This window comes from Microbacterium flavum, assembly GCF_018717645.1.
Lineage (GTDB): Bacteria > Actinomycetota > Actinomycetes > Actinomycetales > Microbacteriaceae > Microbacterium > Microbacterium flavum.
Genome location: NZ_JAFLHG010000005.1, coordinates 1 through 11654 on the forward strand (window position 1 = coordinate 1; position 11654 = coordinate 11654).

An 11654-nucleotide genomic window follows, 5' to 3' on the forward strand; every position below is an offset into this window, starting at 1 on the left:
GGACCGCGGCGGCCTTCTCCTCCGGCGAATACCGACGCGTCGTCGGCTTCCCCACTGTCTGCTCTTTCGGCATAACCCCATCCTCGTTTCCAAGGTCAGGAGTCTCCAACAAACTCAGGGCGCTTCACATCGGCCGACAGGTCCGCGTCTCGCTACGCGCGTCGGAACTGGTCGTCTTCGACGGGCGCACCGTCATCGCGCAGCATCCCCGCGTGGTGGCACGCGGCGCGGACAGCATCGACCTTGACCATTACCTCGAGGTGCTGCAGATCAAACCGGGCGCTCTTCCCGGCTCGACCGCGTTAGCCCGCGCCCGGGCGGCGGGCGTGTTCACTGCAGCGCATGAAGCGTTCTGGGCGGCGACGAGGAAGGTGAACGGCGATGCGGCCGGGGCCAGGCAGCTGATCGACGTGCTGCTACTGCACCGGTCGATGCCCGCAGTCGACGTGATTGCCGGGCTTACAGCGGCGGTGAGCATCGGCGCGGTCACGGCGGATGTCGTCGCGGTCGAAGCACGCAGACATCACGCCGCCGGCACAGGTGGGGCCAGCCCAGACCGTCATCTTCCCGCGCAGACCCCGATCATCGAGCACCGTGTTGTCATTCTCACCCAGCGGCGGTTGATGGAATCGGCCGCCGGGATTGCCGGTCTTCCCGCCGATACACGCCCCACACCCTCGGTCGCCGGCTACGACGACCTGCTCACCCTGCACCGCCCCATCACGGATCGGCCGTTGGCTGCGTCTCGGAAGGACACCGCGTCATGACAACCACGCCTGCCCCTGTCCCTACGTTCCGTCGCCGCCGCGGGTTGACAGAGGAAGCCGCGATGGTCGCCATCGATCAGGCCTGCCGCCGGCTGCGCCTCCCCACGATCCGCGCGGTCGTGGATGACGCTGTCGGGATCGCGCAGAAAGAGCAACTCAGCTATCACGGGCTGCTCGCCGAGCTACTCCTCGCGGAATGCGACGACCGGGACCGCCGTTCCTCGATCCGCCGGGTGAAAGCCGCCGGGTTCCCCCGAGACAAATGGTTGGGGGATTTCGATTTCGACGCGAACCCGAACATCAACCCGGCCACCATCAACACTCTCGCTACCGGCGATTGGGTTCGCCGGGGGCAACCGCTCTGCCTGATCGGTGACTCCGGGACCGGGAAGTCCCACCTCTTGATCGGGCTGGGCACTGCGGCTGCGGAGAAGGGGTTCCGCGTCAAGTACACCCTCGCTACCCGCCTCGTGAATGAACTTGTCGAGGCCGCCGACGACAAGACGCTCGCGCGTACCATCGCCCGCTACGGCCGGGTCGACCTGCTCCTGATCGACGAGCTCGGCTACATGGAACTGGACCGGCGCGGAGCGGAGCTGCTGTTCCAGGTCCTCGCCGAACGGGAAGAGAAGAACTCAGTGGGAATCGCTTCGAACGAGTCGTTCTCCGGGTGGACGAAAACGTTCACCGACCCGCGGCTCTGCGCGGCGATCGTTGACCGGCTCACTTTCGGGGGGAACATCATCGAAACTGGCACCGACTCCTACCGCCTCGCCCACACCCGCCAGCAACACGCCACTCCCTAACCACCACAGACAGCATCGGTATCAGCGACTGCGCCGCTCGAGTCCGTCGCTGGCCTCGGACGATTCCTAAGGGGTGGGGTCGGTTTCTTGACGTGCTGCTTTCCAGACGGCTCGTGCCGCGTCGGCGTTGAGGATACCGATTCCTACTCCGACGATGATGTCGAGCCAACCGGTCGCGAACCAGAACGTGAGGATGCCGACAGTGATGATCGCGATGTTGGCGAACGCGTCGTTACGGGCGGAGAGCCACGCAGCCTTGGTGAGGCTTCCACTGTGATGGCGGTGCCGCACCAGCAGCAGCGCTGCGGTCAGATTCACCAGCAGCGCGCCGAACGCGGTGATGGTGAGCGCGAACGGTTCGGGCGGGTAGGGGTCGAAGGCTTTGGCGATCGCCATCCAGATGGTCGCGATGGCCGGGATCAGGATCACGAAAGCTAGGACCGAGCCGACCGTTCTGCGCCTGGTCGCCGTCCACGGCAGGGCGGCGAAGATGAGCAGGTTGATCAACGCGTCTTCGAGGAAATCGACACTGTCAGCAAAGAGCGACACCGAACCGATTGTGAGCGCCACGGTGAATTCGACGAAAAAATAGCCGAGGTTCAGAAGGGCGACGGTCAGGACCACGCGGCGAAGCATCTGCATACTGCCATCCTCGCAGTCCCCAGATCATCGCGAGGCTCGGCGAGCACCCACCCTTGACCAGCCAACACTACCGGGGCCAGATCAAGCCGTCACCCCGGGGCCAAACGAACTTGACATAGCCACTGCTCGCGTTCAACACGCCCGGCCGCGCCCTCTACAGCCCTGTCCTCAGTAGCGCCGCGCAGCCTGCTAACACCGCGCGGTTCACCTTCCTCGACGCGGGATCGCATGACTTCTGGGATGACTGGGCTGCGATGGCCGACGGGCTGGTCGCCACGCTGCGCGCCGAAGCCGGGCGGTACCCGACGGACAAACGCCTCACGGACCTTATCGGAGAGCTCGCGACCCGCAGCCCTGATTTCCGGAGCCGCTGGGCATCTCACGAGGTGTATCGGCACTCCACCGGGGCCAAGACCCTTCACCACCCCTTTGTGGGGGAGCTGACATTGACGTTCGAAGCGCTGACCTTCCCCGCCGACGATGGGCTGGCGCTCGTCGCCTACGACGCGGAGCCCGCATCACGATCAGCAGATGCTCTCCGGCTGCTGATGGCTTTGACCTCTGCACCTGTGGGCCTCGACGAGGGCTCCGGGCGGGAAGGTTGACCGCGTCCGGCGTGGCGAAGGAAGCGTGTGTTGTCAGTCGGCGAACTCGTCATCCTTGTCGTCGAGCTGGTCAGCGATGATCGCGGCCAGCTTGACCGCGCCGGCCAACACACCCGCGATGACCACTGCCCCGCCAATGACACCTGCCGCGATGCTCCACATGCGGAGACCTCCTAATTTCTTCACCCGACCCGCGCCCGCGGAGCGTCCCGGGAAGCCAGCGCCGTCGAGGTCTGTGGACGGACATACATCACAGCGACAAGCACGATCATGATGATCGCGAAGCCGAGGGACACCCACCCCGACCCGACGCCGAGCCCCCCTTCGGCAGATGGCTTGCCGAGCCAGTCCGCGACCGACGCGCCGAGCGGGCGGGTCAACACGTATGCGAACCAGAACGAGAACACGGCCCCCCAACGCCAATACCTGTACCCGACCGCCGGGAGCATGATCGCCGCGGCGAACAGGAAAACAGACGGCAGGTATCCGAGTCCCAGCCCCACTGCAGTGAGGTCGCCCACGGCGGTACCGAGCGCGAAGGTCCCCACGACGGCCGCCCAGTAGTAGAGCTCGCGACGAGTTGTGGTGATTTGGTGGACGGAAAGCGTCCGCTCGGTGCGCCGCCAGAGCGCGAACGTTCCCGCAAGCACGACCGCGTACAGTGCAGCCGTGGCGGCGTACGACAAGCCGATCACCACGTGCATGACGTCGGCGGCCATCGTGCCGAACACTCCCACTGCGGCCACTGCCAGCCAGTACACCGCGGGGACATAGCGGCCTCGCGTCAGCTGCAAGACCAGGGCCAGGGCGAAGAAGACGAAGCCGAGGAAGACCGCGACGACAGGATCCATGATGCGGATGGAGAAATCCGAGAGGGCCTCACCCAGAGCCGTCGAAGCCGCTTTCGTAGCCCAGAAGACGAGTGTCGGCTCCGGCACCCGAGAGACGCTACCGGGCTCGAGGGCGCCGGTCCGGGGACGGTAGGGAGTCATAACGCCGAGCCTTCGACCCTTCGTCTAAGTCACTTCTAAGAAAGTGCCGCTCGGCGACGGGCTGCGACAAGTGACGATCGCGGGGCGCCTCGGACCAGACGCCCCGCGACCGGTGGGGGCGAGATGACGATGGGGTTCGTCGTCTCGATTCAGTTGCCGCTCGACGACGAGGAGGCGTCGTCGTTGGTCTCCGTGTCGGTGTCCGCAGCCCCGCTGTCGTCGGCGGTTTCGGTGTCCGTGTCGGTCGCGCTGCTGTCGTCGGCGGTTTCGGTGTCCGTGTCGGCCGCACCGTTGTCGTCGGCAGTTTCCGTGTCCGCGGTCGAGTTGCCGTCGACGGCCGCGGTGCCTGTGGCCGACGTGGAGCTCGCCGGCGCCGGCGTCGCTGCGTTGGCGGGCAGGGCGAGCGCGACACCACCGATACCGAGGACGAGGGCCGCTGCACCTCCGCCGATACTCGCGATGAGGGTCTTCTTCTGAACAGTCATGTCATGTCTCCATTCCGCGGGCGATTGGTCCCGCATAACCTCACCGTGACGTGCGGCCTCTGATGAGCGTCAAAGAATCAGCCGCCGGCGGTCAGCGTTGAGCAGATCCATAGGCGCTGTGGGACTTCTCAGTGCTGCCTTAGAGCCGACGACGGAGAGTGCATGGATGCCGTCTTCACCACGCCGTTCCGCTGCATGGCTCAGCGTCTCCCTTGCCGCCCTCAGCCTGGTAGCCGCTGCGGTCAGTGGTCTGCTCATCGTGGCGTCGCCCACATGGTCGGACGCGGAGGTCGGACTCGTGGGCCTGGTGCACGGGCTGCACAGCACTGCCGGCGACGTCGTCGCCTTGGCGATCAACTCGGTGTTCGGGATCGGTGGAGGGATCCTTGTGTCGCTGATCGTGCTTTCTTGGATCCTGTTGGCCACGCGTTCGTGGCAGGACACGGTGCGCGCGGGCATCGTGCTGGTTGTTCCGTGGGCGTGCGTTGAGGCGCTCAAGCTGGTCGTACGGCGGCCTCGACCAGACCCCGCGATGCTGCAGCCGATGATCGTCGCTGATCCGATGTCGTTCAGTTATCCGAGCGGTCACACAGCCTTCGCGGCCGCGTTGTGCTGTGCTGTGGTTCTCGTCGTGCTGCCCCGACGTACGCGAGCATGGAGCGTGCCGGTGGCGGTGCTCGTCGTACTCGTGACGGCGTGGTCGCGTGTCTACCTCGGCGTTCACTACCCGACCGACGTGCTCGCGGCCGCAGTGGTCGTCCCTGTCGTATCGGTTGCGACTGCGCGCGCTGCCGCGGCGTGGCCTCTTCTGGCACCGCGGCACGTGACTGCGGTGAACCGGATCAGTTGAGAATGGTGCCCGTCAATCGGGAAAGGGGTTCGGCGAGCGTGTTGATCTGATCGACAAGCGCACGCTTGTCCGCTGCGGTGAGATCGGTGTAAGGCACGAAGCCCGCACTGAGGGAACCGTGCGTTGCGAGTTCGTTCTCGAGAGACGCGAATCCGGTCTGGATCCGCTCGACGAGTGTGGCCCCCTGCGCGCCGGTTGCCGAGGCGAAGTCCTTTACGAAACTGAACGACATCTTGGCGCCCTCGACGTTCGCGGCGAAGTCGTAGAGGTCGGTGTGCGACCACCAGTCCTCTTCCCCGGTGATCTTCTTGGTTGCGACCTCGTCGAGCAGGCTGATCGCTCCATTGGAGATCGCGGCGATGCCCTGACCGTCGAGAGCCGCCTGGAAGTCGTCTGAGTGCACGTAGTCGTACAGTTGGCCGATGTCGGCGACGAGGCGCTCGCCCAGTTGCGCGCGCTGTTCGGGAGTTGACGGGCTCCAGTTCTGCCATGCAGGGGTGACCTGATCGGCGTTGAGCGCATCAGCGGCGGGCACCCAGAGGTCCTTCTCGATGCGGTGGAAACCGGTCCACTCAAGATTCTCCGCGACAGCATCGACCTCGCGGTAGTCGATCTTGGGGTCAAGGTCACCGAGTGTGCTCGCGACCGGCTCGATGCGCTCATAGAAGGCGCGCACCTGCGGGAACTGTGCACGCGCGGTGACGTCGTCGCCGGCCGCATACGCAGCGGTGAAGGCCTTCGCCGCCGGGAGCAGTTGCTCGACCTGATCCTTCACGAACGCAGCGTACAGATTCACGGCCTGCTGCTTCTGCTGCGCATCTGCACCGGTAACGGCGACCTGATCGCCGGTGACGGTGAACGCGGCGCGCCCGATACCTTCGCCGACCATTCCTGGTTTGCACACGGTGAGGTAGTTTCCCGGTTGCGCGGTGACGGTAAGCGTGCGACTCGCACCCGGTGCGATGTTCTCGATCTCACCGACGACACGCAGCCCGTCGGAGGCGAGGAGGTAGAACTCGGTGACCTGAGTGCCGGTGTTGTTGACGTTGAATGCAAGAGTCCCGCTGGATGCGCCCGCAGCAGACACGCCACAGGTGTTGTCGTCGGAGGTCACGGTGAGCGCGTCGGCTGTGGTGGCGGCGTCCTTCGCCACACAGCCGGCGAGAGCGACCACCGCCACGGCAAGGGCGGTCACCGCCAGGGGGATGCGAGGGGTCATGATTCTCCGACGAGGTGAGGTACGGGCGAGGGCGAGGCTGCACGGGTGGAGGCTCGGCGGCGAAGTCCGCGCGCGAAAAACGATCCGACGATGGCGATGTATCCGGCCCACGCGATCACCTGAAACCACGACATGCGCGGCATAAATCCGACCGTCGCCTGAAGGACGGTGGCGAGAGCGCCGCCGGGTGCGATCGAGCTACTCAGATCGAACGCCCAGCCGAGCGGGAACCCGGCCCATCCGATGGCAACGGCACCGGTCGCAGGGTCGATAGGCGCACCCGCGGTGAAGGGGCCGGGGACCACGCCGGGTTCTTGCAGGTCTTTGAACGCGTACGCAAGAACGCCTGCTGCCGCGATCACCAGAATGGCGCCCGTCCACGCGAAGAACAGCCGAAGGTTCACGCGCACAAGCCCGCGAGTGAGTAGCCACCCAGCGATCACCGCGGTGAGGATCCCGAGAATCGCACCCAACAGGGCTGCAGGCGCGTTCCCGAAAGACTGGACCAATGACCACAACAACAGTGTCGTCTCGATCCCCTCGCGGGCGACCGACAGGAACCCGAGCGCGACCAACGCCCACATGCCACCGCGAGCGAGCGCCCGGTCCACGTCGCCCTCGAGCGTCGACTTCATGGTCTTCGCGGTGCGCTGCATCCAGAACACCATCCACGTCACCATCGCCACGGCCGCCAGCGATAGCACTCCACCGATGATCTCTTGCGCCTGGAAGGTGAGGGTGTACGCGCCGAAGGTGAGGATTGCACCGATGGTCACGGCGAGAGTGACCGCCAGCCCGACGCCAGTCCACAGCCGCGGAAGCACGTCCCGCCGACCCAGACGAGACACGTAAGCGACAAGCATCCCGACCACCAGCGCCGCCTCGAGACCCTCACGCAGGCCGATCAGAAAGGTCGCGAACACGACGGCACACTCCGCAGATGGGGTCAGAGGGGGAAGCACCCGCCGAACGAATCGTCGACGAGGCAGGTAAGGCGAACCTCACCGGGAGGTCACGATATCCCCGCTCCCGTCGGCGTGCAAAGCCTTAGTGGGGCATGATTCGTTTCTTAGAGACGTCTCAGAACGGGCCGCGAAGGGTGGTGGTGTGGAGGATGATCATGGCCGATAACCGACCGCGTTTGCTGCTCGCCGAAGACGACCCTCAACTGGGACCCCTCATGGTGAGAGTCCTCGAGGAGGTCTACGACGTGACTCTGTGCGCGGATGGCGCCGAAGCGCTCACGGCGGCGCAGCAGGGCCTCTTCGACGTGCTGATCATCGACCGTCGCTTGCCTAACATCGACGGCGTTTCGATCGTGGAGTCGTTGCGGCGCGGAGGGGCGACGACACCGATGCTGATCCTCACTGCGCTCGGGACGGTGCAGGACAAAGTGCGTGGCCTCGATGCCGGTGCGAACGACTACCTGGTGAAGCCGTTCGAGTTCGAAGAGCTGTTCGCCCGGCTTCGCGCCATCCGCCGCGTCAGTGAGGGTGAGGGCCCGTTCGTGCGCATCGGCACGTGGGAGTTCTACCCCGATTCGCGCGCGGTTTACTCGCCTTACGAGGGACGCACCATCCTCACCGAACGCGAATCCGACCTGTTGCGGCTATTCGCTATGCACCCGCAGAAGACATTCACGCGCAATGAAGTCCTGCAGGCCGTCTTCGAAGCCACCGACACTCCCGGAACTGTCGACACCTACGTGCACTATCTGCGCCGCAAAACCGATCCTGAGATCGTCACGACCGTGCGCGGGCGCGGATACCGGCTGGGGTTGCTGTGAGAAAGGCAGCGCATCGCACCGACGCCGACGCACTGTTGGTGCGCCGCACCGCGATCCGAGTCGGGTTGTGGATCACTGTCGCCGTCTCCGTCCTCGTCATCGCCGTGATGGTGGCCGCGATCAGCTTCGTGTTCCACCAGATCCCTCTTACCGCTCTTTTCGACCGGACTCGCCACGAAGAGATGATCGATGTCGGCGGGCTCGACATCATCGTGGGCGGCGTCGCCCTCGGATTTCTCGCCATCATCCTCGCCGGAACACTCGGTCTCCTCGCCACCCGCCGAGCAGTAGCCCCGCTCGTCGACGCGCTCGGCCGGCAGCGCCGATTTGTAGCCGACGCCTCCCACGAGCTTCGAACACCACTCGCGATTCTCGACACCCGACTGCAAGTGCTCGAGCGATCGATGCCCGCAGAAGACCCCAATCGAGAACTCGTCGACGAGCTCCGTGGGGACTCACGCAACCTGATCAACGTGGTGAACGATCTGCTCGACTCCATCGATGTCACATCGAGCGGAGTCGTCGCGTCCGAACCAGTCGCCCCCGTCATCGCTGACGCCGCCACCTCGATGCGACTGATGGCGCATGAACGAGGCATCCAGCTCCACGTTGACACCGTTCCCGCCGACCGCAGCGCCGCCATCCCGCCGACGAGTCTTCACCGAGCTCTCGTCGCGCTAATCGACAACGCCGTGAAGCACTCGCCCGACGGGGGAACAGTGCTGGTCACCACCAGCACGAGTCGGACTGACACCTGCATTGCTGTACGCGATCACGGGCCCGGCATTCAAGGGATCGATCCCGAACGCGTCTTCGATCGTTTCGCGCGGTCCTCGCTCGCGGTCGACGGCGGGGGCTCCGCGAGTACAGGATTCGGTATCGGACTCAGCCTCGTACAAGACACCGTCGGCCGGTTCGGCGGTACCGTCGAGGTCACCAGCACCTCTGAGGAGGGAACGACGATCACCATGACGCTCCCGCGCGGCCGCCGATAGCTGCCCCATCGGGTCTTCTCATGAAGGCAGTCGGACCTACGGTCCCACTCTTCGGTCGCTGCCACGCTCGAGCACGGCCGCCCCGGAATCGTCGAGAATTCCGACGTCGATTACCCCCGACAGCCTGCAGCCTCTCGCCAATGGCTCGCTACGAACCCGACTCCACCCGGGCTGAGCGGCGGCCCCGGCGCGACCCCAGCACCGCAGTCACCGCCACCGGCGCAACAGTGACGACAACGATGCCGAGCATGATCCACTCAATGTTCGCCGCCACCCATGGAATCGACCCCAACAAGAATCCCGACAAGCCGAGCACACCAGCCCACACGACTCCGCTGACGATGTTCCACCGTGTGAAAGCAGCTCGAGTCATCGCCGACATGCCCGCGGCCGGTGCGACGTACGTACGGACGATCGGAACAAACCGAGCCAGCACAATCGCGAATGCGCCCCACCGCGCGAAGAATCGCTCGGTTTCGACCAGGTGGCGCCGCTTCAGGACACGCGCATCAGAACGAAACAGCTGACGGCCGTACCGACGTCCCAAAGTGAATCCGACCTCACCACCAAGGATCGCCGCTGCGCCCGCCACCCCCGCCACGACGCTCCAATGGACGCCGATCGCCGCGGCGATGATGGCACCCGCGAAGACGAGGCTGTCGCCCGGGAGAAATGGGAACAGGATCCCGTTCTCGACGAAGACGATCAACGCAATGAGCACGAGCGAGAAGACGCCGAATCCGGCCAGCACATGAAACAGATCCATCTGCGCGAGCTTCCAGCGCGGGCTCTAAGAAGCCTCGAAGATCGACTACTCCGTCGCATCGAGTCCTCCCCGTAGACGACACCGGACGATGGTGAGAGACTTCTCTGTTCTGCGCGAGGAGGAAGCATGGACACTGACGGGACAGCGGCCGGGGGCTGGGAGGAAATCATTCGCGGACTGATCGCGCGGGCGACCGAGACGGCCCCGACCGAGCCCGGCGTGTACCGGATGCCCTGCGGTGAGTGCGTGGTCGACTTCTTCATCACCGCGGAGGGCGAGGAGCACTGGCTCGTCGCCGGCGACGAGCGCTCCTACACTCGGGAGACCGTCGCGATCGCCCGACACGGAGACCACCCGTGGGAGCGTCTCTACACGCTCGCCGACGCGGCCGAGGAAATCGCGAGACTCGCCGCTGCGAACGGTGGCGACATCGACCGAATGCTCAAACAGCTGGTCAGAACGGACGACGACCGCGAGGTCGAGCGCAGGGTTCGTGAGCGCGAGGGGGATGAGCAGTGAACCGCTCGAGGATGTTGCGGTGCGCTTCGAGGTCGACCGCGATGAACTCTAAAAGCAGCCGTAACCGCGAGCGTGGAGAGCAACTATGACCCAGTATCCATGGTTCGACTTCGACCAGATCGACTTCGTCACCTCGGACCAGCATTTCAGTCACGCACGGATCAGCGAACTCGCTGAGCGTCCGTTCGCGACCGTGGATGAGATGAACGCGGAGCTTGTGCGACGGTGGAACGAGGTGGTAGAACCGGGCGACACCGTCCTCCATCTCGGTGATCTCGCCCTCGGGCCGATCGAGGAATCCGTTGGGCTGACCGCCAACCTGAATGGGCGACGATTCCTCGTGCCCGGCAACCATGATCGGGTTTCGCCGGCGACACAGTCCAAACGCGCAATCGAACGGTTCACGCCGCTGTACGAGGCGGCCGGGTGGAGCATCCTCCCCGAGGTGATTGAGGGCACCCGCCGCGGATACCGGATTCTGGCATCCCACTACCCCTACAGCGGCGACTCGCACGGCACCGACCGGCACACGACCCACCGCCCACGCGCGGATGCTGGTGTTCCGGTGCTGCACGGTCACACGCATGCCCGCGATCACGGCCCGCACGGGCACGAGTTCCACGTCGGCGTCGACGCGCACGACTTCACGCCCATCCGCTTCACCGTCATCGACGAATGGGTCCGCAGCCTCCCGGGGATCGAGACGCGCCTGCAGGTCGCGACCCGGGAAGCGCGCACGGTGCTCGCCGATGTCGTCGGCGGCGAGACCCCGGGATCGGACGCGCTGTTCTACATGCAGGGATACAACGAGCTCGTCATCGTTCTTGAGGAGCTTCTCGACGCGCTCCCTCCCGACGAGCAGCACGAGTAGCCGGGAACAGGTCGCGGTTCGCGTTCGGGCCGGATCGGAGAGTCCGGGTCTCGGTCCGGTAGCGCACCCATCCCTGCCGGCGCCAATGCACCATCACGAGGCTCCGGACTGCCCGTGACGACCACGCCTCCTCATGGTCGGCGTAGTCGGGGTCTTGGGTGGCGAGTTCGCTGAACAGCTCGCGGAACGTCGGCGGTTCGCCGTGCTCACGGGTGTAGTGATGGATGATCTTCACCGCGCGGCGCGCCCACCTCGGAGCGGTCTTCGCTGACGTGAGTTCCATGAACAGCGGCGCCAGGTGGGGTGCCGACCACGGTTTGTCTGCCCACCCCGAGTTGTTCCACTGCACTG

Annotated in this window: 14 protein-coding genes and 1 pseudogene; 8 read left to right on the forward strand and 7 right to left on the reverse strand. The window is 65.3% G+C overall.

Translation table 11 applies throughout. The features are described from left to right. Positions 1-128: 128 nt before the first annotated feature. Together J0P97_RS06300 and istB are read left to right on the forward strand one after the other, a co-directional pair. Positions 129-767: pseudogene (locus J0P97_RS06300) on the forward strand (IS21 family transposase); the annotation flags it as partial. Then, positions 764-1573, forward strand: coding sequence for an IS21-like element helper ATPase IstB (gene istB / locus J0P97_RS06305; protein WP_215486936.1), 810 nt, complete (start codon positions 764-766; stop codon positions 1571-1573). The pseudogene J0P97_RS06300 and the gene istB, both read left to right, overlap by 4 nt. A gap of 66 nt (positions 1574-1639) precedes the next feature. On the opposite strand, the gene J0P97_RS06310 is transcribed toward istB, so the two are convergent. Then, positions 1640-2215, reverse strand: a complete 576-nt coding sequence (locus J0P97_RS06310) for a cation efflux transmembrane domain-containing protein (RefSeq protein WP_215486937.1) — start codon at positions 2213-2215, stop codon at positions 1640-1642. A gap of 122 nt (positions 2216-2337) precedes the next feature. On the opposite strand from J0P97_RS06310, the gene J0P97_RS06315 reads away from it, so the two are divergent. Next, entirely contained in the window at positions 2338-2820 is a 483-nt protein-coding gene (locus J0P97_RS06315) for an MmyB family transcriptional regulator (RefSeq protein WP_215487144.1), read from the forward strand. Positions 2821-2853: 33 nt separating this feature from the next. Here J0P97_RS06315 and J0P97_RS15755 read toward each other — a convergent pair whose 3' ends face one another. The 3 genes from J0P97_RS15755 to J0P97_RS06325 form a co-directional block, all read right to left on the reverse strand. Then, positions 2854-2982 (reverse strand): hypothetical protein, encoded by a 129-nt coding sequence (locus J0P97_RS15755; protein ID WP_281423643.1) that lies wholly within the window; start codon positions 2980-2982, stop codon positions 2854-2856. A gap of 20 nt (positions 2983-3002) precedes the next feature. Further along, positions 3003-3758 (reverse strand): COG4705 family protein, encoded by a 756-nt coding sequence (locus J0P97_RS06320; RefSeq protein WP_308163464.1) that lies wholly within the window; start codon positions 3756-3758, stop codon positions 3003-3005. A gap of 203 nt (positions 3759-3961) precedes the next feature. Further along, complete coding sequence (locus J0P97_RS06325) at positions 3962-4297, reverse strand: hypothetical protein (protein ID WP_215486939.1); 336 nt, start codon at positions 4295-4297, stop codon at positions 3962-3964. Between the two features lie 166 nt (positions 4298-4463). Here J0P97_RS06325 and J0P97_RS06330 point away from each other — a divergent pair, with 166 nt between their 5' ends. Then, positions 4464-5147: a phosphatase PAP2 family protein gene (locus J0P97_RS06330; RefSeq protein WP_215486940.1), complete on the forward strand. Its 684-nt coding sequence runs from the start codon at positions 4464-4466 to the stop codon at positions 5145-5147. On the opposite strand, the gene efeO is transcribed toward J0P97_RS06330, so the two are convergent. Together efeO and efeU are read right to left on the reverse strand one after the other, a co-directional pair. Further along, positions 5140-6366, reverse strand: a complete 1227-nt coding sequence (efeO, locus tag J0P97_RS06335) for an iron uptake system protein EfeO (protein ID WP_215486941.1) — start codon at positions 6364-6366, stop codon at positions 5140-5142. The two genes, J0P97_RS06330 and efeO, sit on opposite strands and share 8 nt — an antisense overlap. Next, entirely contained in the window at positions 6363-7289 is a 927-nt protein-coding gene (efeU, locus tag J0P97_RS06340) for an iron uptake transporter permease EfeU (protein WP_215486942.1), read from the reverse strand. Before efeU ends, efeO begins: the two co-directional genes overlap by 4 nt. Before the next feature lie 197 nt (positions 7290-7486). Here efeU and J0P97_RS06345 point away from each other — a divergent pair, with 197 nt between their 5' ends. Both J0P97_RS06345 and J0P97_RS06350 read left to right on the forward strand, forming a co-directional pair. Continuing rightward, positions 7487-8152: a response regulator transcription factor gene (locus tag J0P97_RS06345; RefSeq protein ID WP_215486943.1), complete on the forward strand. Its 666-nt coding sequence runs from the start codon at positions 7487-7489 to the stop codon at positions 8150-8152. After that, positions 8149-9147: a sensor histidine kinase gene (locus J0P97_RS06350; RefSeq protein WP_215486944.1), complete on the forward strand. Its 999-nt coding sequence runs from the start codon at positions 8149-8151 to the stop codon at positions 9145-9147. The genes J0P97_RS06345 and J0P97_RS06350 overlap by 4 nt, the downstream gene beginning before the upstream one ends. Positions 9148-9295: 148 nt before the next feature. On the opposite strand, the gene J0P97_RS06355 is transcribed toward J0P97_RS06350, so the two are convergent. After that, positions 9296-9913 (reverse strand): VTT domain-containing protein, encoded by a 618-nt coding sequence (locus tag J0P97_RS06355; RefSeq protein ID WP_215486945.1) that lies wholly within the window; start codon positions 9911-9913, stop codon positions 9296-9298. Positions 9914-10039: 126 nt separating this feature from the next. Here J0P97_RS06355 and J0P97_RS06360 point away from each other — a divergent pair, with 126 nt between their 5' ends. Continuing rightward, the gene (locus J0P97_RS06360) at positions 10040-10432 is read left to right on the forward strand and encodes a zinc ABC transporter ATPase (RefSeq protein WP_215486946.1); all 393 of its coding nucleotides are present in this window, start codon (positions 10040-10042) and stop codon (positions 10430-10432) included. Between the two features lie 85 nt (positions 10433-10517). Further along, a complete protein-coding gene (locus J0P97_RS06365) occupies positions 10518-11303 on the forward strand; it encodes a metallophosphoesterase (protein ID WP_215486947.1) in 786 nt (261 codons plus the stop codon). The last annotated feature ends 351 nt before the right edge of the window (positions 11304-11654 follow it).